A 20978-nucleotide genomic window follows, 5' to 3' on the forward strand; every position below is an offset into this window, starting at 1 on the left:
AGACACCTACCCCTCACCCCGGCCCTCTCCCCGGCGGGGAGAGGGAGGATGGGCGTTCGTTACTCCGCGGCCTCGGCCAAGCCGTCGCCTTCCGACTCTTCCATCGACCGGAGGTCGACGTTGAGACCCAGCGAGCGCATTTCCTTGACCAGCACGTTGAAGCTCTCCGGGATGCCGGCCTCGAACGTGTCGTCGCCCTTGACGATCGCCTCGTAGACCTTGGTGCGGCCGACCACGTCGTCCGACTTCACCGTCAGCATTTCCTGGAGCGTGTACGCCGCGCCATACGCCTGGAGCGCCCAGACTTCCATTTCGCCGAAGCGCTGACCGCCGAACTGCGCCTTGCCACCCAGCGGCTGCTGCGTGACGAGCGAGTACGGCCCGATCGACCGGGCGTGGATCTTGTCGTCCACCAGGTGGTGCAGCTTGAGCATGTAGATGATGCCCACCGTCACCTTGCGGTCGAACTTGTCGCCGGTGCGCCCGTCGAACAGGTCCGACTGGCCCGACGGATCGAGACCCGCCAGCTCCAGCATGTCGGACACGTCGCGCTCGACCGCGCCGTCGAACACCGGGGTGCCCATCGGAACGCCCGGGGTCAGGTTCTGCGCCAGCTCGACGATCTCGGCGGCATCGCGCGAGTCGATGTCGTCGAGATAATGTTCGCCGTAGACCGTCCGCAGCCGCTCCTTGACCGCGTCGGGCATCTCGCCCGCCGTGGCGTCCGGATTGGCCTCGCGCCAGTCCTCCAGCGCGTGCTTGATCTGCTGACCCAGCCCGCGCGCCGCCCAGCCCAGGTGCGTCTCGAAGATCTGCCCGACGTTCATGCGGCTCGGCACGCCCAGCGGGTTGAGCACGAGGTCGACCGGGGTCCCGTCGGCGAGGAACGGCATGTCCTCCGCCGGCAGGATGCGGCTGATGACGCCCTTGTTGCCGTGACGGCCGGCCATCTTGTCGCCCGGCTGCAGCTTGCGCTTCACCGCCACGAACACCTTGACCATCTTCAGCACGCCCGGCGGCAGCTCGTCGCCACGCTCCAGCTTCTCGCGGCGATCCTCGAACTTGTCGCGGATGCGCTTGGCGGCTTCGTCGTACTGGCCCTTCACGGCCTCCAGGTTCGCCTGCACGGCATCGTCCTGGACCGCGAACTTCCACCACTCATGGCGCTCGACCGAGTCGAGCACGTCCATGTCGATGGTCACGCCCTTCTTCACGCCCTTCGGCGCGCCCGTGGCGACCTGACCCAGCAGCATCTCGCGCAGCCGCGACCAGGTGGCACGGTTGAGGATCGTGCGTTCGTCGTCCGAGTCCTTCTTCAGGCGCTCGATCTCCTCGCGCTCGATCGCCATCGCGCGCTCGTCCTTGTCGATGCCGTGGCGATTGAAGACGCGAACGTCGACGATCGTCCCGGCAACGCCCGGCGGCAGGCGCAGCGACGTGTCGCGCACGTCCGACGCCTTCTCACCGAAGATCGCGCGGAGCAGCTTCTCTTCCGGCGTCATCGGGCTTTCGCCCTTCGGCGTGATCTTGCCGACCAGGATGTCGCCCGGCTCGACCTCGGCGCCGACGTAGACGATGCCCGCCTCGTCGAGGTTGCGCAGCGCTTCCTCGCCGACGTTCGGGATGTCGCGGGTGATGTCCTCCGGCCCGAGCTTCGTGTCGCGGGCCATCACCTCGAACTCGTCGATGTGGATCGACGTGAACACGTCGTCCTTCACGATCCGCTCGCTGATGAGGATCGAGTCCTCGTAGTTGTAGCCGTTCCAGGGCATGAACGCGACGAGCGCGTTGCGACCCAGCGCCAGCTCGCCGAACTCGGTCGACGGGCCGTCGGCGATCACGTCACCGGCGTTGACCACGTCGCCCACCTTCACCAGCGGACGCTGGTTGATGCAGGTCGACTGGTTCGAACGCTGGAACTTCATCAGCGTGTAGATGTCGACGCCCGACTTGGCCGAGTCGATCTCGCCGGTCGCGCGGACGACGATACGCGCCGCGTCGACCTGGTCGACGATGCCCGCACGCTTGGCCGAGATCGCCGCGCCCGAATCGCGCGCCACGGTCTCTTCCATGCCGGTGCCGACGAACGGCGCCTCGGCGCGCACCAGCGGCACGGCCTGACGCTGCATGTTCGAGCCCATCAGCGCGCGGTTCGCGTCGTCGTTCTCCAGGAACGGGATCAGCGAGGCCGCGACCGACACCAGCTGCTTCGGCGAGACGTCCATCAGCGTCACCGTTTCCGGCAGCGCCATCAGGAATTCGCCCGCCTGCCGTGCGGAGACCAGCTCCTCGGCGAACGAACCATCCGCGTTCAGCTCCGCCGACGCCTGCGCGACGGTGTGCTTCTGCTCTTCCATCGCCGAAAGGTAGACGACCTCGTTGGTCACCTTGCCGTCGACGATCTTGCGGTACGGCGTCTCGATGAAGCCGTACTTGTTGACGCGCGCGAAGGTCGACAGCGAGTTGATCAGACCGATGTTCGGGCCTTCCGGCGTCTCGATCGGGCAGATGCGGCCGTAGTGCGTCGGGTGGACGTCGCGGACTTCGAAGCCCGCGCGCTCACGCGTCAGGCCGCCCGGCCCGAGCGCCGAGACGCGACGCTTGTGCGTCACTTCGGACAGCGGGTTGGTCTGGTCCATGAACTGCGACAGCTGCGACGAACCGAAGAACTCGCGCACCGCGGCGACCGCAGGCTTCGCGTTGATCAGGTCGTTCGGCATCACGGTCGAGACGTCGACCGACGACATGCGCTCCTTCACGGCGCGCTCCATGCGGAGCAGGCCGACGCGATACTGGTTCTCCAGCAGCTCGCCCACCGAACGCACGCGGCGGTTGCCGAGGTTGTCGATGTCGTCGATCTCGCCCTTGCCGTCCTTCAGGTCGACCAGGGTCTTGACCACCGCCAGGATGTCCTCGGTGCGCAGCGTCGTCACCGTGTCCTCGGCATCGAGGTCGAGGCGCATGTTCAGCTTGACGCGGCCCACCGCCGACAGGTCGTAGCGGTCCGGATCGAAGAACAGGCCGGCGAACAGCGACTCCGCGGTCTCCAGCGTCGGCGGCTCGCCGGGGCGCATCACGCGGTAGATGTCCGACAGCGCCTGCTCGCGCTCCTCGGCCTTGTCGGCCTTCAGCGTGTTGCGGATCCACGGGCCGGTCGCGACGTGATCGATGTCGAGCAGTTCGATGCGGTCGATGCCGGCCTGGTCGAGCTTCTCGAGATTGTCGGGGCCGATTTCGTCACCGGCCTCGACGTAGATCTCGCCGGTGCTCTCGTTGATGAGGTCGTAGGCCGAATAGCGGCCGTAGATCTCGTCGGTCGGGATCAGCAGCGTCTCCAGACCGTCCTTGCCGGCCTTGTTGGCGGCGCGCGGCGTGATCTTGGTGCCCGCGGCGAAGATCACCTCGCCCGACTTGGCGTCGACGATGTCGAACGTCGGCTTCACGCCGCGCCAGTTCTCGGCCGCGAACGGGATCTGCCAGCCGCCTTCGCCGCGCACGAACGTGACGCGGTTGTAGAAGTGGTTGAGGATCTCCTCGCCGTTCATCCCGAGCGCGTACAGCAGCGCGGTGACCGGCAGCTTGCGCTTGCGGTCGATACGGACGTTGACGATGTCCTTGGCGTCGAACTCGAAATCGAGCCACGAGCCGCGGTACGGGATCACGCGCGCGGCGAAGAGGTACTTGCCCGACGCGTGCGTCTTGCCACGGTCATGGTCGAACAGCACGCCCGGCGAGCGGTGCATCTGGCTGACGATGACGCGTTCGGTGCCGTTGATGAAGAACGTGCCGTTCTCGGTCATGAGCGGCATGTCGCCCATGTACACGTCCTGCTCCTTGATATCGAGCACCGAGCGGGTTTCCGTATCCGGATCCACCTCGAACACGATCAGGCGCAGCGTGACGCGCATCGGCGCCGCATAGGTGATGCCGCGCTGACGGCATTCCTCGACGTCGAACTTCGGCGGCTCCAGCTCATAGTTGACGAAGTCCAGCTCCGCCGTGCCCGCGAAGTCGCGGATCGGGAACACGCTGCGCAGCGTCTTCTCGAGACCCGAGACATAGCCGATCGACGGATCGGAGCGCAGGAACTGTTCGTAGCTCTCGCGCTGGACCTCGATCAGGTTCGGCATCTGCACCACTTCGTGGATGTTGCCGAATACCTTGCGGATGCGACGCTTGCGCGTGCCCGCCTTCTCGGTCCGCGCGGTGCCCGCGTCGATCGGATTGGTCGCCATAAAAGCCTGTGCCTCGTCAGCCGTCAAAATGCAGGCGCATCGAACGCATAAAAGCCGATCGCAACGAGGTGCGTCGGCTTTCGGCGTCCAAGAACCAGCGGCTTCCCAATCCGATCGACCCGCTGCGCGACGGCGAGGCGTTTCCCGGAAGCTGTGGTGAGGATCGGGATATAGGGGGTAGGGGCGGGTGTGTCAAACGCGGGGGCTGCCGCGAGGCGGGCCGCCCGATCCATTCAGCACGAACGGGTAGGGGGGATCCGCGCCCGGCACAAAAAAGGGGCGGCACCCGAATTGGGTGTCGCCCCTTTTTGGCTGGTGGCCGCGTCATGGGGCTGAACCCCTGACGTCGAACGAACGGGCTGCGCCGTTCGTCGGCCGGCCTCGTGTGAGGGGCTTGCCCCTCACACGTCGGCTTACTTCAGCTCGACGGTCGCGCCGGCTTCTTCCAGCTGCTTCTTGACCTTCTCGGCCTCGTCCTTGCTCACGCCTTCCTTGACGGGCTTCGGCGCGCCTTCGACGAGCGCCTTGGCTTCGGTCAGGCCCAGGCCGGTGATCGCGCGGACTTCCTTGATGACGTTGATCTTCTTGCCACCGTCGCCGGTCAGGATCACGTCGAACTCGGTCTTCTCTTCAGCGGCCGGGGCGCCAGCGCCACCGCCAGCTGCCGGAGCAGCCGCAACCGCCGCAGCGGCCGAAACGCCCCACTTCTCTTCGAGCAGCTTCGACAGCTCGGCCGCCTCGAGGACGGTCAGTTCGCTCAGCTGGTCAACCAGCGCGTTCAGGTCTGCCATGATCTTACTTCCTATCAAACGGGGACAGGTGCCCCATATTCCAACACATCAACAGGATGCCGCCCGAAATCAGGCCGCCTCCTTCTCCGAATAAGCTGCCAGCACGCGCGCGATCTGCGCGGCCGGGGCCTGGGTGATGGTCGCCAGCTTCGTGGCGGGTGCCACGATGAGGCCGACGATCTTCGCACGCAGCTCGTCCAGCGACGGCAGCGTGGCCAGTGCCTGCACGCCCGCCACGTCGAGCGGGGTCGCGCCCATCGCACCGCCGACGATCTCGAACTTGTCGGTCGTCTTGGCGAATTCGGCGGCAACCTTGGCGGCCGCGACCGGATCGGTCGAGGTCGCCAGGCCGACCGGGCCGGTCAGCATGTCGCTGATCGAGCCGTAATCGGTGCCGTCGAGTGCGATCCTGGCAAGCTTGTTCTTCGAGACCTTGTAGGTCGCGCCGGCATCCCGCATCCGGTTGCGCAAGTCGGTCGACTGCGCCACCGTCATCCCCAGGTTGCGGGTGACGACCACCACGGCGACCTCGGAGAAGGTACGGTTGAGCTCGGCGACGGCCGCGGTCTTCTGACTACGATCCATGCCATTCTCCACATTGGGAAGGGACGTGCCGGGGCACGCGCCCTTCCGGGTACGAACCGCCTGTCGCGCGGATGCGCGACCTGCGGCATTGTCCAGCGATGGGGAATGACCGGCTGCCGGCCACGCTGGAACAGCGCGGGCGGGAAAAGCATCGATCCTGTCCCCGTCTCGGCGGGGAATTAAGGCCGCGAAGGCCACCCGCTGTCTCGGACGGTGTGCCGGGTCCGCGAGCGGATCGGCGACGCGGCGGCCTATAGCGGATCGGCACGGCCGGTCAAGCACGAACCGCGTGTCACGAAAGTGCCGCGGCGATTTCATCTATCGGTCACCGAAGTGCAACCGCGGTGCCGCGCATTGCCCCCAAAGGGCGGCGATCCAAAGCGGGGAACAGCAATGACCGAGATGACCCTTGTCGAATCCGTCGCGTACGACGACGGCGACATCGACACCAATCCTTCCACTTCGACGCACCTCAACGAGTTGGTCGCGCGCCGTTATTCGCGCCGCTCGCTGATGGGCGGAATGAGTGCGATGACGACCGCGGTGTTCGGCGGCGCGCTGCTGACGGGGTGCAGCGACGACGATGACGGCGACGTGGTGACCGTGTCCGACGGCACGACCGTGCAGACGCAGGGCGGACGCGTGGTGACGCTGAGCGCCACCGCCAGCAGCAACGCCACCACGACCAGCTTCAAGCAGGTGGCCGGCCCGACCGTCGCGGCCGTCACCAGCGGCAATTCGATCACCTTCGTGGCGCCCAACGTCGCGCAATCGACCGCGCTGGTCTTCGAGTTCAGCGCCAGCAACGCCAGCGGGACCAGCAGCGAGCGGACGACGGTCAACGTCCTGCCGGCCACGCTCGATTTCACCGCGGTGGCCAAGAACAAGAACGACCTGGTCACGGTGCCGGCGAACTATACCGTCACCGTGCTCTACCGGCTGGGCGATCCGCTCGCCTCGGGGGTGGCCGCCTATGCCAACAACGGCACGGACACCAATTTCGCGCAGCGCGCCGGCGACCATCACGACGGCATGAGCTATTTCGGGCTCGCCGCGACCGGTACGGCGCCGGATGCGACCAGCAACACGCGGGGCGTGCTGGTGATGAACCACGAGAACATCACCGAAAGCTACCTGCACGCCAACGGCCCGACCGGGCTGACCGGCACCGGCGTCCGCCCGGAGGCCGAGGCGATCAAGGAGATCGAGGCGCACGGCGTCTCGGTGGTGGAGGTCACGCGCGCGGGCAACACCGGTGCGTGGAGCTATGTGCAGGCCAGCACCCTCAACCGCCGCATCACCCCGAACACGCCGATGCAGTTCAACGGCCCGGCCCGCGGCAACGCGGCGCTGCGCACCCGCGTGTCGAGCGACGGCACGCGCAGCAACGGTACGATCAACAATTGCGCCAACGGCCAGATGCCGTGGCAGACGTATCTGACCTGCGAGGAGAATTGGGCCGGCTATTTCACCCGCGCGGCGGGTGACGAGGCCGCGCGCACCGCGGCGAATGCGGCCAAGCAGAACGTGTCGCTGCGCCGCTACGGCATCGGGCAGGGGCGGACCGGCAACTATCGCTGGACCACCGTCACCCCGGCGGATGCATCGAGCACCACCTTCTCGCGCTGGAACGCCAGCGTGCTGGCGAACGCCGCGGCGGACGGCACGCAGGATTTCCGCAACGAGCCGTTCACCTTCGGCTGGGTGGTCGAGATCGACCCGTTCAATCCGCAGTCGACGCCGCGCAAGCGCACCGCGCTCGGCCGCATGAACCACGAAGGCTGCTGGCCGGGCCGCACGATCGCCGGGGTGAAGCCGGCCTTCTACATGGGCGACGACGCGCAGAACGAATATATCTACAAGTTCGTGTCGAACGTCGCTTGGGCGGCGGCGGACGCCACCGCTGCCGACCGGCTGGCGATCGGCGATAAGTATCTCGACGCCGGCACGCTCTACGTCGCGAAGTTCAACGACGACGGCACCGGCACCTGGCTGCCGCTGGTCTTCGGGCAGAACGGGCTGACCGCGAGCAATACGACCTATCCCTTCGCGGATCAGGCCGACGTGCTCATCAACACGCGGCTGGCCGCCGACGTGCTGGGCGCGACCCCGATGGACCGGCCGGAATGGACCGCGGTGAACCCGGTCAACGGCGAGATGTATTGCACGCTGACCAACAATTCGTCGCGCCGCCCGGTGGCGAGCGGAAGCCAGCGCGCGGTGGATGCTTCCAACCCGCGCGCCTATGTCGACCCGCGCACCACCGGCACCAGCACGACAGGCAACGCCAACGGCCATGTCATCCGTCTGCGCGAAACCGGCGACACGACGGAGGCGACCACCTTCACCTGGGATATCTACGCGTTCGGTGCGGGCTCGGACCTCGATCCGGTCAACATCAACCTGTCGTCGCTCGACGCCACCAACGACTTCTCGTCGCCCGACGGGCTGTGGTTCGGGCTGTCGACCAACGCCAGCGGGCAGGTCGCGCCGCTGCTGTGGCTCCAGACCGACGACGGCGCCTTCACCGACGTGACCAACAACCAGATGCTGGTCGGCATGCCCGGCCGCGTCGGCGACGGCGGCACGCGCCAGGTGACCAGCACGGTGGCCGGTGCCAGCGCCACCGTCACGACGCGGATCGGCGCTGCGCCGGGCGCGAAGCTGAAGCGCTTCCTCGTCGGCCCGGTCGGGTGCGAGATCACCGGGATCAGCTCGACCCCGGACGGCCGCTCGGTGTTCGTCAACATCCAGCATCCGGGCGAGGGCGGCGAGGTGTCGAACATCACCTCCAACTGGCCCGCGTCGCAGGCCGGCACCGCCGCGGGCGTCCGCCCGCGCTCGGCGACGATCGTCATCACCAAGAACGACGGCGGCGTCGTCGGGCTCTGACGTCAGCGACCCGCATCGTCGCGCCCGGCTGGTGAAGCGGCGCGGCGGTGGCGGGCCGCCATACGCGAACGGCGACCGCAGCGGGGGGCTGCGGTCGCCGTTTTCTCGTCGGTGCTGCGGTGGGCCGCCGTCACCGCCGCGGGCGTGGTGCCCCGCGTGCGTGGCCGCCGCCGTGGCGGCGCTGCGGCGGGCCGCCGGCATTGCGGATCGGGACGGTGCCGCTCGGCATCGGCTCGATACGGACGCCGCTCTCGTCCTCGCCGTCCGCGTTCGCGGTCGCCTTGACCGCGGCGGCGAAGCGCCCGGCCAGCGCGCGCGGCACCTGGAACTGCGTCTCGGTCGCGCCGATGCGGATCGCACCGATCTCCGCCTTGGTCACATGCCCGCGACGGCACAGCAGCGGCAGCACCCAGCGCGGGTCGGCGTTCTGGCGGCGGCCGACGTTCATGTGGAACCAGACGACATCGTCGAAGCCGTCGCGATGCCCCTTCTGCTGGCGTTCGCTCAGCTCGCTGCGATCGGCCAGCTCCTCGGGCGCGGGCAAGGCAGCGCGCTGCGCGGCGACCAGCGCGGCGGCGATGTCCTCCGGCGTGCGCTGCGCCAGCAGCTCGGCGGCCAGCGCACGGTCGTCGTCGTCGACCTCGACCGGCGCGAGCAGCTGTTCCAGCAACCGCTCGCGATCCTTGGCGCGGATCGCCTCGGCGCTCGGCACCTCGCCCCATTCGGCGGCGATGCGCGCACCGCGCAGCATCATCTCGACGCGGCGACGACGCGGGTAGGGGACGATCAGCACCGCGGTGCCCTTCTTGCCCGCGCGACCGGTGCGGCCAGACCGATGCTGCAACACCTCGGCATCGCGCGGCATCTCGACGTGGATCACCAGGCTCAGCGTCGGCAGGTCGATCCCGCGCGCCGCGACGTCGGTGGCGACGCAGACGCGCGCGCGGCGATCGCGAAGCGCCTGCAACGCATGGTTGCGCTCGTTCTGCGAATGCTCGCCCGACAGCGCCACCGCCGCGAAGCCGCGCTCGACCAGCCCGGCATGCAGGTGCCGGACATTGTCGCGGGTCGCGCAGAAGAGAATCGCGGTCTCCGCCTCGTAGAAGCGCAGGAGGTTGATCACCGCATGCTCGATCTCGGACGGCGAGACGGTCACCGCGCGATAGGTGATGTCGCCGTGCCCGCGCTGCTCGCTGACCGTCGAGATGCGCAGCGCGTCGCGCTGATACGCCTTGGCCAGCGCCACGATCGGGCGCGGCAGCGTCGCGGAGAACAGCAGGGTGCGGCGCTCGGCAGGCGTCTGGTCGAGCAGCGCCTCGAGATCGTCGCGGAAGCCCATGTCGAGCATCTCGTCGGCCTCGTCGAGGACGGCGGCGCGGATCTGCGCGAGGTTCAGCGCGCCGCGCTCGGCATGGTCGCGCAGGCGCCCGGGCGTGCCGACGACGATATGGGCGCCCTGGTTCAGCGTGCGACGCTCGCGGCTGGCGTCCATCCCGCCGACGCAGGTCGCGATCCGCGCGCCGGCGTAGAGCCACATCAGCTCCTTGGCGACCTGCAACGCCAGCTCGCGGGTCGGAGCGATCACCAGCGCCAGTGGCGCGCCGGCGGGCGGCAGGTCGCCGCCGTCCGCCAGCAGCTGCTCGGCCATCGCGAGGCCGAAGGCGACGGTCTTGCCGGAGCCGGTCTGCGCGGAGACGAGCAGGTCGCGGCCGTGCGCGGCGTCGGCCGTCACCTCGGCCTGGACGGGGGTAAGCGTGGCGTAACCACGCGCGGCGAGCGCGCTGGCGAGCGCGGGGGGGAGGTTCGGAAAGTCCATGAAGATTCCCACATGGGCCTTTTATCGGCAAAATGCCAGCGGGAACGCGGTCCTATAACGAGGCGTTCGGCCGATAAGTTGAAATCACGGGAAAATTCGCATGACTCTCCCCGCCGATCCGGTGTGGTTCATCACGGGTTGCTCGACCGGCTTCGGGCGCGAACTGGCGCGGCTGGTGCTCGCGCGCGGGTGGCGGGCGGTGGTGACGGCGCGCGATGCGGGCCGCGTCGCCGATCTGGCCGACGGGCATGACGACCGCGCCCTCGCGCTGGCGCTCGACGTGACCGACGATGCTGCGATCGCCGACGCCGTGGCCGCCGCGCAGGAGCGGTTCGGGCAGGTCGACGTGCTGGTGAACAACGCCGGCTATGGCTATCAGTCGAGCATCGAGGAAGGCGAGGACGCCGAGATTCGCGCGCAGTTCGACGCCAACGTCTTCGGGCTGTTCGCGATGACGCGCGCGGTGCTGCCGGGAATGCGCGAGCGACGGCAGGGGGCGATCGTCAACATCACCTCGGTCGCCGGGTTGGTCGGCTTCCCCTCGTCGGGCTATTATGCCGCGTCCAAGCACGCGGTGGAGGGTTTCTCCGACGCGCTTGCCGCGGAGGTGGCGCCGCTCGGGATTTCGGTCACCTGCGTGGAGCCGGGGCCGTTCCGCACCGACTGGGCCGGGCGCTCGCTGCGCCAGACCCCCAGCCGCATCGCCGATTATGCCGAGACGGCGTCGGCGCGGATGGCCTCGACCAAGGGGTATTCGGGCAATCAGCCGGGCGATCCGGTCCGCGCGGGGGAGGCGATGATCGCGGCGGTCACGCGCGCCGCGCCGCCGCGGCATCTGGTGCTGGGCAAATGGGGCTTCGACGCCGTGACCGAACGGCTTCGCACCCGCGTCGCGGAGATCGAGGGGCTGCGCGACGCGGCGCTCGGCGCCGATTACCCCGACGCTACCAGCGATAGTTGAAGCTGACGCTGATCCGCTCGGCCCTGGCGGTGCTCGGCATCACTTCGTGGCGCAGCCAGCTTTCCCACAGAAACAGCGATCCGTCCTGCGGTTCGGCATAGACGAAGGTGCCGTCGCGCGGCGGCGCGGCCATCAGCATCGGGAGGCGAGGGTCCTCCAGCTTCAGCGCACCCGACCCTGGCGGCACCGCGACGTAGAAGGTGCCGGAGACGACGCTGTGCGGGTGGAGGTGCCCGGAATGGGTGCCGCCGGGCTTCATGACGTTCACCCACAGGCTGTCGAGCTTCAGCTTGCGGCCGCCCAGGTCGAACCCGGCCTCCCTGGCAAAGGCGGCGACGTGGCGGTCGAGCAGTTTCTTGAGGTCGGCGAACGCGGGATCGCGCAGCGGCAGGTCGTTGAGCGAGGCGTAGCTGGTATAGCCGCGGTAGCCGTGCGCCTTCGACCAGCGCTTGCCGGCGACATCCTCATCGGCGAGCGCACGGCACGAGGCGTCGAGCTCGGCGAGCAGCGCGGCATCGTTCAATCGGGCTTCGTAGAAGAGCGTGGGGAAGAGCTGGCGGGTCGGCATGGTCGCGTCGGCTTAGGGCAACCGATCCGTCATTGCGAGCGGCAGGAGCATGCTCACCCCAGCCGCAGCGCCACGTCGTTCATGAAGCGCACGTCGTCCCCGTCCGCCAGCCACGCCGCCTCCGCTGCCACTGCGCCCAGCAGGTCGCTCAGCGGATCGATCTCGACCTTGGCGTAATTGCCCAGCACATGCCCGGTCACGCGGTCCTTGTGCCCCGGATGCCCGATGCCGATCCGCACGCGGCGGAAGTCCGGCCCGAGATGCTGGTCGATCGAGCGCAGCCCGTTGTGCCCGGCGGTGCCGCCGCCCTGCTTCACCTTCACCTTCATCGGCGCCAGGTCCAGCTCGTCGTGGAACACGGTCAGCGCGTCGGTGCCGAGCTTGTAGAAGCGCAGCGCCTCGCCGACCGAGCGGCCGCTGTCGTTCATGAAGGTGGCGGGTTTCAGCAGCAGCACCTTGCTGCTCCCGATGCGTCCTTCCTGCACCCAGCCCTGGAACTTCTTGGCGGGCGCGCCGAAGCCGTGCACCTCGGCGATCGCATCCAGCGCCATGAAGCCGACATTGTGCCGGTGCATCGCATATTGCGCGCCCGGATTGCCGAGCCCGACCCATAGCTGCATCGCATGTGCTCCTTAGGCGAAAAGGAAAGGGCAGGGGAGCGTCGCCGCTGCCCTGCCCCCGAACATCCATCCTCCGCCAGGCGGCGGAGCGGCGATCACTCGCCCTTGTTCTCGTCCCCGGCGTCGTCGCCGCCAGCCGCCTCGGCGGCCTGCGTCTCGGCGATCTCAGCCTCGAGCGCATCGTCCGCGGCGGTCGGGACCGTCGGCGGCACGATCGTGGCGATCGCGATGTCGCCCTCGGCGGCCGGCTGCGCGCCCTTGGGCAGCGCCACGTCGGCGAGGTGGATCGTGTCGCCGATATTCAGGCCCTTGAGCGAAACGGTGATCTCGCTGGGGATCTCGGCGGCGTCGACGACCAGCTCGATCTCGTGCTTGACGATGTTGAGCACGCCGTTGCCCTGCTTGATGCCCGGCGCGTCATCCTCGTCCGCGAACACGACCGGCACCGCGATCGTCACGGTCTCGTGCTCGCCGATGCGCAGGAAGTCGACGTGCGTCGGGCGGTCGGTAACCGGGTGGAACGCGACGTCCTTGGCCAGGGTGCGCGTGCCGCCGACCATGATGACCGAGTTCATGAAGTGACCCGTCATAAGCGCCTTCACCAGCGCCTTCTCCTCGAGGTGGATCGAGGTCGGTTCCTTGTTCTGGCCGTAGATCACGGCGGGGACGCGGCCGTCGCGACGCAGTGCACGGGAGGCTCCCTTGCCAACCCGGTCGCGCGTCTCGGCTGCGAGCGTAATGGTGTCGCTCATCTGAAATGCTCCGAAAACGGTGATATGCTTCCCGGCCACGCCTCCAGGGATGACCATGACCGGAAGCCGGCGCGCATAGCCCGGCGCGGGGAGAAAGGCAAGGAGTGGGTCGGCGCCCCTCCCGCCAGACCGTCACCCCAGCGAAAGCCGGGGTCACTGGCGAATGGAGCGGCCCGCGGCAGGGGGCTCCAGCTTTCGCTGGAGCGACGGCTGAGGATAGTGACAGCCTCAATACCTGACCCGCACCGCCTTCAGCCGGTACGCGCGCAACTGGTCCTGCACGCTCCCCTTGCCCGCCAGATGCCCCGCGCCGACCGCGACGAACACCGTCCCCGGACGCTTCATCCGCTCGGCGATCCACGCTGCCCAGCGCTTGTTGCGGTCGGTCAGCAGCGCCTTCGTCACTTCCGGCGAGTCCCGAAGCGAGTCGTTCATCTCCTTCGCCACGCCCTCGGGCTTGCCGGCCGCCCACGCATCGACCAGCGCACGGAACGTCGCGTCGACCTTGGGCAGTTCGTCGAGCGTGCTTTCCAGCAGCTGCACCTGCGCGGGCTGCGGCAGCGTCTCGAAGATGCGCAATTGTCCCTCGAACGTCTCCAGTCCCTGGATCGGCTTGCCCGCGGCCTGCGCGGCGGCGGTCAGCACCTTTTCCGGCCCGTTGGCAGGATCGTAGCCCAGCTTCTGCACCGGCAGCAGCGACAGCGTGACCGCCGCGAACCACGGCCGCATCCGGTCGTACAGCGCCGCCGGCACCTTGCCCTCGCTCATCGCCTTCGTGAACGCCGGGCGGTAGTTCGGCGGCAATTGCTCGGTCAGCGGTGTCCCGCCCGGCGCAAAGGCGGTCGCCGTCACCACCTTCTGCTGGGTCGCCGCATCGGGCTCGACCATCTCCAGCACCAGCGTCTGCGAGCGATCGAACGCGCTTTTCACCGCCTCGTCGAACCACGACAGGCCGGGCTTCAGGACGTGGATCGTCCCGAACAGATAGACGGTCGTGTCCTTGTCCTTGACCACCCACAGCGCCGGATCGGCATCCTGCTCCGCCGCGGCGGGTGCTGGGGCCTGCTGCGCGCAGGCGGGAAGGGCGAGCAGCAGCGCGAGCGCGGTGGCGGCGATCTTCATGCGCCCTCCATGGCGAGCCGGCGCGCGAAAGGGAAGGGCGACGGCTTTGTTGATTCCGCGCCGCCCTTGCGCCAGAGACCGCGCCTGTGACCGACATCAGCGCTCCCCGCCCGCTCAGCTTCCAGGCGATGATCCTGCGGCTCCACCAATATTGGTCGGAGCGCGGCTGTGCGATCCTCCAGCCCTATGACATGGAAATGGGCGCGGGGACCTTCCACCCGGCCACCACGCTGCGCGCGCTGGGGCCGGACACGTGGAACGCCGCCTATGTCCAGCCATGCCGCCGCCCCACCGACGGCCGATACGGCGAGAACCCCAACCGGCTCCAGCATTATTACCAGTATCAGGTGATCCTGAAGCCCAGCCCGCCCGACCTGCAGGAACTGTATCTCGGCAGCCTGGCGGCGATCGGCGTCGACATGGGCCTTCACGACATCCGCTTCGTCGAGGACGATTGGGAAAGCCCGACGCTCGGCGCCTGGGGACTGGGCTGGGAGGTCTGGTGCGACGGGATGGAGGTGACGCAATTCACCTACTTCCAGCAGATGGGCGGTTTCGACATGAAGCCGGTCGCGGGCGAGCTGACCTACGGGCTGGAGCGTCTCGCGATGTACATCCAGAACGTCGACAACGTGTACGATCTGGCCTTCAACGATGCCGGCGTGAGCTATGGCGACGTGTTCCTGGAGAACGAGCGGCAGATGTCGACCTGGAACTTCGAGGTCGCCGACACCGACGCCTTGTTCGACCTGTTCCGCAAGGCCACCGCCGAATGCGAGCGCAGCCTCGCCGCGAAGCTGCCGATCCCCGCCTATGAACAGGCGATCAAGGCCAGCCACACCTTCAACCTGCTCCAGGCGCGCGGCGTGATCTCGGTGGCGGAGCGGCAGGCGTACATGGGCCGCGTCCGCGATCTCGCGAAGGCGAGCTGCGAAGCGTATATGGAAAAGAACGGGTGGGCGGCGTGACGGACTTTCTTCTCGAACTCCGCTCCGAGGAAATCCCGGCACGGATGCAGGCCAAGGCGCGGGAGGATCTCGCACGGCTGTTCGCCGCCGAGCTGGCGAAGGCCGGCCTGACCGCCGGCGCCGGCGTCACCTACGCGACGCCGCGCCGCCTGACGCTGATCCTGCGCGACCTTCCGCAGGCGACCGAGGCGGTCGCCGAGGAAGTGAAGGGCCCGCGCGCCTCCGCCCCGCCGCAGGCGCTGGAGGGCTTCCTTCGCAAGACCGGACTGACGCGCGAGCAGCTGACCGAGCGCGACGGCGTGCTCTACGCCGTCACCGAAAAGCCCGGCCGCGCCACCGCCGACGTGCTCGCCGAGACGATTCCGGCCGTCATCCGCGCCTTTCCGTGGCCCAAGTCGATGCGTTGGGGCGCGGCGTCGCTGTCGACCGAGAGCCTGCGCTGGGTCCGCCCGCTGCAAGGCATCGTGGCGCTGTTCGGCGATCAGGTCGTGCCGGTCACGATCGCGGGCGTCGAGAGCGGCGCGGCGACGCTCGGCCACCGCTTTCACCATCCGGGCAGCATCACGATCGGCTCGGCGGCGGATTACGTCGAGAAGCTGCGCGCCTGCCACGTCATCGTCGACCAGGACGAGCGCGCCGCGATCATCCGCGATCGTGCCGCCGCGCTGGCCGCCGAGGCCGGGCTGGTGCTGGTCGAGGACGAGGGACTGGTCGCCGAGAATGCCGGGCTGACCGAATGGCCGGTGCCGCTGCTCGGCCGATTCGACGCGGAGTTCCTGTCGGTTCCGCCCGAGGTTATCCAGCTGACCGCGCGCGTGAATCAAAAATATTTCGTTTGTCGCGACGCCGCGGGCACGCTCGCCAACGCGTTCGTCTGTACCGCTAACATCGTCGCGCACGACGGCGGCGCGAAGATCGTCGAGGGCAACCGCAAGGTCCTGGCCGCCCGCCTGAGCGACGCGCGCTTCTTCTACGACACCGACCTGAAGGTGCCGCTGGAGGACCAGGCGCAGAAGCTCGACCGCATCGTCTTCCACGAAAAACTGGGGACGGTCGCCGACAAGGTCGAGCGCGTCGCGAAGTTGGCCAAATGGCTGGTGGAGGAGGGCGTCATCAAGCCCTCTCCCCGCCGGGGAGAGGGTTTGGGTGAGGGGCAGGTGTCTCACCGAGAGCCCGGTCTCGATGAAGAAACCAAGCACCTCGCCCAACAAGCCTATCGCGCCGCCAAGCTCGCCAAGGCCGATCTCGTCACCGGCATGGTCGGCGAGTTCCCCGAGCTGCAAGGGCTAATGGGCGGCTATTACGCCGCTGCGCAGCGCGAGGACGAAGCCGTCGCGAACGCGATCCGCGACCATTACAAGCCGGTCGGGCAGGGCGACGACGTACCGACCGACCCGGTGACGGTGGCGGTGGCGCTGGCGGACAAGCTGGATAGCCTCCAGCAGTTCTTCGCCATCGGTCATGCGCCGACCGGGTCGAAGGATCCTTTCGCGCTCCGCCGCTCGGCGCTGGGGGTCATTCGCCTCATCACGGGGAACGGTTTGCGTTATCGTGTGCCCGCCGATCTCCTCGACTTCTTCGCCGACCGCCTCAAGGTCCAGCAGCGCGAGGCCGGCGTCCGCCACGACCTGATCGACGCCGTCTTCGCGCTCGGCGGCGAGGACGATCTGGTCCGGCTGCTCGCCCGCGTCCACGCGCTCCAGTCGTTCGTCGGTACCGACGACGGTGCGAACCTGCTCGCGGGCTACAAGCGCGCCGCCAACATCCTCAAGAAGGAAGGCGTCGCCGCCGACGCCCCCCCGGCGAAACAAACGCTGTCCTACACGCCCGAAAAGGACGAAGCTGCGCTGATCGCGGCGCTCGACGCCGCCGAGCCTGCCGCGGCGCAAGCGATCGCGCGCGAGGATTTCGAAGGTGCGATGGCGGCGCTGGCGACGCTGCGCGCGCCGATCGACGCGTTCTTTGATAGCGTTACCGTAAATGATGCCGATCCGCAAAAGCGCACGGATCGACTAAACCTGCTGGCGTGGGTGCGTGCCGCAGTGCACAAGGTCGCCGATTTCTCGAGAATCGAGGGCTGACGAACAACCCCGCCAGCGTCTCAACTTTCGCAACATTCGCGTCGACCGACGTCGCGAAATCAAGGACTTGGCACGATGACCCAGCGTTACGTCTATCGCTTCGGTGGGGGCGTCTCCGATGGGGGAAAGGGCGACAGGAACCTGCTCGGCGGCAAGGGGGCGAACCTGGCCGAAATGGCGTCGATCGACCTGCCGGTCCCGCCGGGCTTCACGATCTCGACCGCGATGTGCACCCGCTATTACGAGGAAGGCGAGCGCTTCCCGGACTCGCTGAAGGCCGAGGTGGCCGAGGGGATCGCGCATATCGAGCAGGTGACCGGCAAGCGATTCGGCGACGCCGCCGATCCGCTGCTGGTCTCGGTCCGCTCGGGCGCGCGCGTCTCGATGCCGGGGATGATGGACACGGTCCTCAATCTGGGGCTGAACGATGCGACGGTCGAGGGGCTGGCCGCGGCCAGCGGTGACGAGCGCTTCGCCTGGGACAGCTATCGGCGCTTCATCCAGATGTATTCGGACGTCGTGCTCGAACTCGATCACGGCGCGTTCGAGGAAGCGCTGGAGATCGCCAAGGAAGATCGTGGCTACACGCTCGATACTGAGCTGACGGCGGCCGACTGGCGCGAACTGGTCGCCGAATACAAGGGGCTGGTCGAGAAGGAATGGGGCAAGCCGTTCCCGCAGGACGTTCATGATCAATTGTGGGGCGCGGTCGGCGCGGTGTTCGGATCGTGGCAGTCCGAGCGTGCCAAGGTCTATCGCCGCCTGAACCACATTCCCGGCGACTGGGGCACCGCCGTCAACGTGCAGGCGATGGTATTCGGCAACATGGGCGACACCAGCGCCACCGGCGTCGCCTTCACCCGCGACCCCGCCAAGGGCGACCGCGCCTATTACGGCGAATTCCTCATCAACGCGCAGGGCGAGGATGTCGTGGCGGGCATCCGCACCCCGCAATATCTGACGAAGGCGGCGCGCGAGGAGGCGGGCGCCAAGCCGCTGTCGATGGAAGAGGCGCTGCCGGAGGTGTACGGCGAACTCGCGGCGGTCTTCGACAAGCTCGAGACGCACTACCGCGACATGCAGGACATCGAGTTCACGGTCGAGCGCGGGAAGCTGTGGATGCTCCAGACGCGCTCGGGCAAGCGCACCGCCAAGGCGGCGTTGAAGATCGCGGTGGAGATGGCGAGCGAGGGGCTGATCACCCGCGAGGAAGCGATCGCGAGGGTCGAGCCGCAGGCGCTCGACCAGTTGCTGCACCCGACGCTCGATCCCGAGGCGGCGCGCGACGTGCTGACCAAGGGCCTGCCCGCCTCGCCCGGCGCGGCCAGCGGCCTCGTGGTCTTCGACGCCGACACCGCGGAGCGGATGGCGGCGGACGGCAAGGCGGTGATCCTGGTGCGTACCGAGACCAGCCCCGAGGACATCCACGGGATGCACGCGGCCAAGGGCATCCTGACCGCGCGCGGCGGCATGACCAGCCACGCCGCGGTGGTCGCCCGCGGCATGGGGCGGCCGTGCGTGTCGGGGGCGGGATCGCTGTCGATCTCGGCCAGGGACAAGGTCTTGCGCGTCGGCGCGCGTGAGGTGCGGGAAGGCGACACGCTGACCATCGACGGCGCGACCGGCGAGGTGATGGTCGGCGAGGTCGCGACGATCCAGCCCGAACTGGCGGGCGATTTCGGCACGCTGATGGAATGGGCCGACGGCGTCCGCCGCCTGAAGGTGCGCGCCAATGCCGAGACGCCGCTCGATTGCCGCACCGCGCGCGATTTCGGCGCGGAGGGCGTCGGGCTGTGCCGGACCGAACATATGTTCTTCGACGCCGCGCGCATCACCGCGGTGCGCCAGATGATCCTGGCGGAGGACGAGGCGGGGCGCCGCGCCGCGCTGGAGAGACTGCTTCCGGAGCAACGCGCCGATTTCACCGCGATCTTCGAGGTGATGGCCGGGCTGCCGGTGACGGTGCGGCTGCTCGACCCGCCGCTCCACGAGTTCCTGCCGCACGAGGAAAACGAGTTCGCCGAGGTCGCGGCGGCGGCGGGGATCGCAGTCGAGCAATTGAAGCGGCGTGCCGGGGAATTGCACGAATTCAATCCGATGCTCGGGCATCGCGGCTGCCGGTTGGGCGTGACCTATCCCGAAATCTACGAGATGCAGGCGCGTGCGATCTTCGAGGCGGCGATCGATGTCGCGGAAAAGTCCGGCGAGGCGCCGATCCCCGAAGTAATGATCCCGCTGGTCGGCACCAAGCGCGAATTGGAGTTGATGAAGACGGTCGTCGATGCCGCGGCCAGGGCGGTGTTCACCGAGCGCGGGCGGACGATCGACTATCTGGTCGGTACGATGATCGAGCTGCCGCGCGCCGCGCTACGGGCGGGCGAGATCGCGGAGGCGGGCGAGTTCTTTTCCTTCGGCACCAATGACCTGACCCAGACGACGCTCGGCGTCAGCCGCGACGATGCCAGCCGCTTCCTGGGCGCGTATGTCGAGAAGGGCATCTACGCCCGCGACCCGTTCGTCAGCCTGGATGTCGAGGGGGTGGGCGAGTTGGTCGAGATCGCCGCGGAACGCGGGCGCGCGACGCGGCCGGGCATCAAGCTGGGTATCTGCGGCGAGCACGGCGGCGATCCGGCGTCGATCGCCTTTTGCGAGCAGGTCGGGCTCGATTACGTCTCCGCCTCGCCGTACCGCGTGCCGATCGCGCGGCTGGCGGCGGCGCAGGCGGCGCTGGCGGCACGCGCGTGATCGTTCGCGGATTGGTAGCCGGCGTCGCGATGGCGGCGGCGGTGCCGGCGTCGGCGGCGGTCACGATCGGGACGCAGATCGTGGATACGCGGCTGTCGGGAACGATCGGCGGCGCGCCGGTCGCGTCGGACGGCAGCGATGCCGCGGCGGGTTCGGGGACGATCAGCGCGGCGGCGCAGCTGGTCAAGCGGCCGGCGGGCGGGTTCCCGATGGTTAGCGGGGTGTCGACCGTGGTGGCGGAATTGACGGGCGGCGAGCGCGGCCGGGTGACGTTCCGTCGCACGCTGACCCCGGGAATGGCAGCCTCGGTGCAGGCGTCGGCGGCAAATTACCGCTACTTTTTCACCACGGACGCGCCGGGTGCGTTCGACGTCAACTGGGGCCTCTCGTCCTACGGCAGCGGCGTGGGCGGCGCGACGCCGGGGCAGGCGCTGTCGCTGGCCGTGCGCGGCAGCGGGGACACGTTGCTGGCGCTGGATCTGCCGGGCGACGGCGCAAGCGGATCGCGGTCGGCGGCGCTGGCGGCGGGAAGCTACGAGCTGCGGATTTTCGATATGGTGGCGCCGATCGCTCCGGCGGGGACCACAAGCGGGTTGTCGAGCCAGTACAGCTTCACGATCCGCAGCGTCCCTGAGCCGGCGACATGGGGGCTCCTGCTGACCGGGCTCGCGGCGACCGGGATGGCGCTGCGAAGGCGGCGGGCGAGCGTGGCGGCGTAACAGAGGTCGGCAGGGATCGGGCGAAACCCTGCCGGCGTCGGTGGCATGCCGGAAGCCGCCAGTCGCCCCAGCCTTCGCAGGGACGACGTTTCGGTCGGGGATCAGGCGAGGTGGAAGTGGACG

At 68.4% G+C, this 20978-nt stretch carries 14 protein-coding genes; 6 read left to right on the plus strand and 8 right to left on the minus strand.

Annotation, left to right across the window (positions count from 1 at the left end):
• Positions 1 to 59 precede the first annotated feature (59 nt).
• From rpoB to rplJ, 3 genes are all read right to left on the minus strand, one after another.
• Positions 60 to 4235, minus strand: a complete 4176-nt coding sequence (gene rpoB / locus J2Y58_RS01000) for a DNA-directed RNA polymerase subunit beta (protein ID WP_310097343.1) — start codon at positions 4233 to 4235, stop codon at positions 60 to 62.
• A 413-nt stretch (positions 4236 to 4648) separates the two neighbouring features.
• Complete coding sequence (gene rplL, locus J2Y58_RS01005; RefSeq protein ID WP_058756378.1) at positions 4649 to 5026, minus strand: 50S ribosomal protein L7/L12; 378 nt, start codon at positions 5024 to 5026, stop codon at positions 4649 to 4651.
• A gap of 69 nt (positions 5027 to 5095) precedes the next feature.
• Positions 5096 to 5611 carry a 50S ribosomal protein L10 gene (gene rplJ, locus J2Y58_RS01010; RefSeq protein WP_028965446.1) on the minus strand — a complete coding sequence of 172 codons (516 nt, stop codon included), beginning with the start codon at positions 5609 to 5611 and terminating at the stop codon, positions 5096 to 5098.
• A 393-nt stretch (positions 5612 to 6004) separates the two neighbouring features.
• Between rplJ and J2Y58_RS01015 the strand changes: the two genes are divergently transcribed.
• On the plus strand, positions 6005 to 8503 hold the full coding sequence (locus J2Y58_RS01015) for an alkaline phosphatase PhoX (protein WP_310097348.1): 2499 nt from the start codon (positions 6005 to 6007) through the stop codon (positions 8501 to 8503).
• A 130-nt stretch (positions 8504 to 8633) separates the two neighbouring features.
• Here the strand turns inward: J2Y58_RS01015 and J2Y58_RS01020 are convergent, their stop codons facing one another.
• The gene (locus J2Y58_RS01020) at positions 8634 to 10319 is read right to left on the minus strand and encodes a DEAD/DEAH box helicase (RefSeq protein ID WP_310097351.1); all 1686 of its coding nucleotides are present in this window, start codon (positions 10317 to 10319) and stop codon (positions 8634 to 8636) included.
• A gap of 100 nt (positions 10320 to 10419) precedes the next feature.
• Here J2Y58_RS01020 and J2Y58_RS01025 point away from each other — a divergent pair, with 100 nt between their 5' ends.
• Positions 10420 to 11280: an oxidoreductase gene (locus J2Y58_RS01025; protein ID WP_310097354.1), complete on the plus strand. Its 861-nt coding sequence runs from the start codon at positions 10420 to 10422 to the stop codon at positions 11278 to 11280.
• Here the strand turns inward: J2Y58_RS01025 and J2Y58_RS01030 are convergent.
• The 4 genes from J2Y58_RS01030 to J2Y58_RS01045 all read right to left on the minus strand — a co-directional run bounded on the left by J2Y58_RS01030 (position 11264) and on the right by J2Y58_RS01045 (position 14342).
• Positions 11264 to 11848 carry a TIGR02466 family protein gene (locus J2Y58_RS01030; RefSeq protein ID WP_310097357.1) on the minus strand — a complete coding sequence of 195 codons (585 nt, stop codon included), beginning with the start codon at positions 11846 to 11848 and terminating at the stop codon, positions 11264 to 11266. The two genes, J2Y58_RS01025 and J2Y58_RS01030, sit on opposite strands and share 17 nt — an antisense overlap.
• 53 nt (positions 11849 to 11901) lie before the next feature.
• Complete coding sequence (gene pth / locus J2Y58_RS01035; protein ID WP_310097360.1) at positions 11902 to 12468, minus strand: aminoacyl-tRNA hydrolase; 567 nt, start codon at positions 12466 to 12468, stop codon at positions 11902 to 11904.
• A gap of 95 nt (positions 12469 to 12563) precedes the next feature.
• Positions 12564 to 13220, minus strand: a complete 657-nt coding sequence (locus tag J2Y58_RS01040) for a 50S ribosomal protein L25/general stress protein Ctc (protein WP_310097363.1) — start codon at positions 13218 to 13220, stop codon at positions 12564 to 12566.
• Positions 13221 to 13448: 228 nt separating this feature from the next.
• Complete coding sequence (locus J2Y58_RS01045) at positions 13449 to 14342, minus strand: TraB/GumN family protein (protein ID WP_310097368.1); 894 nt, start codon at positions 14340 to 14342, stop codon at positions 13449 to 13451.
• Between the two features lie 128 nt (positions 14343 to 14470).
• Between J2Y58_RS01045 and J2Y58_RS01050 the strand changes: the two genes are divergently transcribed.
• The 4 genes from J2Y58_RS01050 (at position 14471) to J2Y58_RS01065 (ending at position 20855) form a co-directional block, all read left to right on the plus strand.
• A complete protein-coding gene (locus J2Y58_RS01050) occupies positions 14471 to 15310 on the plus strand; it encodes a glycine--tRNA ligase subunit alpha (RefSeq protein ID WP_310098326.1) in 840 nt (279 codons plus the stop codon).
• Positions 15307 to 17391 (plus strand): glycine--tRNA ligase subunit beta, encoded by a 2085-nt coding sequence (glyS, locus tag J2Y58_RS01055; RefSeq protein WP_310097370.1) that lies wholly within the window; start codon positions 15307 to 15309, stop codon positions 17389 to 17391. Before J2Y58_RS01050 ends, glyS begins: the two co-directional genes overlap by 4 nt.
• 75 nt (positions 17392 to 17466) lie before the next feature.
• Positions 17467 to 20136: a pyruvate, phosphate dikinase gene (gene ppdK / locus J2Y58_RS01060; RefSeq protein WP_310097372.1), complete on the plus strand. Its 2670-nt coding sequence runs from the start codon at positions 17467 to 17469 to the stop codon at positions 20134 to 20136.
• On the plus strand, positions 20133 to 20855 hold the full coding sequence (locus J2Y58_RS01065) for a PEPxxWA-CTERM sorting domain-containing protein (RefSeq protein WP_310097375.1): 723 nt from the start codon (positions 20133 to 20135) through the stop codon (positions 20853 to 20855). Before ppdK ends, J2Y58_RS01065 begins: the two co-directional genes overlap by 4 nt.
• Positions 20856 to 20978: the final 123 nt, after the last annotated feature.

Source organism: Sphingomonas sp. BE138 (assembly GCF_031456125.1).
In the GTDB taxonomy this organism is placed as follows: domain Bacteria; phylum Pseudomonadota; class Alphaproteobacteria; order Sphingomonadales; family Sphingomonadaceae; genus Sphingomonas.

Excerpts from the sequence above, each read along its gene's own strand:
- rpoB (WP_310097343.1), bottom strand. The coding sequence starts at position 4,235 with ATGGCGACCAATCCGATCGACGCGGGCACCGCGCGGACCGAGAAGGCG.
- rplL (WP_058756378.1), bottom strand. The coding sequence starts at position 5,026 with ATGGCAGACCTGAACGCGCTGGTTGACCAGCTGAGCGAACTGACCGTC.
- rplJ (WP_028965446.1), bottom strand. The coding sequence starts at position 5,611 with ATGGATCGTAGTCAGAAGACCGCGGCCGTCGCCGAGCTCAACCGTACC.
- J2Y58_RS01015 (WP_310097348.1), top strand. The coding sequence starts at position 6,005 with ATGACCGAGATGACCCTTGTCGAATCCGTCGCGTACGACGACGGCGAC.
- J2Y58_RS01020 (WP_310097351.1), bottom strand. The coding sequence starts at position 10,319 with ATGGACTTTCCGAACCTCCCCCCCGCGCTCGCCAGCGCGCTCGCCGCG.
- J2Y58_RS01025 (WP_310097354.1), top strand. The coding sequence starts at position 10,420 with ATGACTCTCCCCGCCGATCCGGTGTGGTTCATCACGGGTTGCTCGACC.
- J2Y58_RS01030 (WP_310097357.1), bottom strand. The coding sequence starts at position 11,848 with ATGCCGACCCGCCAGCTCTTCCCCACGCTCTTCTACGAAGCCCGATTG.
- pth (WP_310097360.1), bottom strand. The coding sequence starts at position 12,468 with ATGCAGCTATGGGTCGGGCTCGGCAATCCGGGCGCGCAATATGCGATG.
- J2Y58_RS01040 (WP_310097363.1), bottom strand. The coding sequence starts at position 13,220 with ATGAGCGACACCATTACGCTCGCAGCCGAGACGCGCGACCGGGTTGGC.
- J2Y58_RS01045 (WP_310097368.1), bottom strand. The coding sequence starts at position 14,342 with ATGAAGATCGCCGCCACCGCGCTCGCGCTGCTGCTCGCCCTTCCCGCC.
- J2Y58_RS01050 (WP_310098326.1), top strand. The coding sequence starts at position 14,471 with ATGATCCTGCGGCTCCACCAATATTGGTCGGAGCGCGGCTGTGCGATC.
- ppdK (WP_310097372.1), top strand. The coding sequence starts at position 17,467 with ATGACCCAGCGTTACGTCTATCGCTTCGGTGGGGGCGTCTCCGATGGG.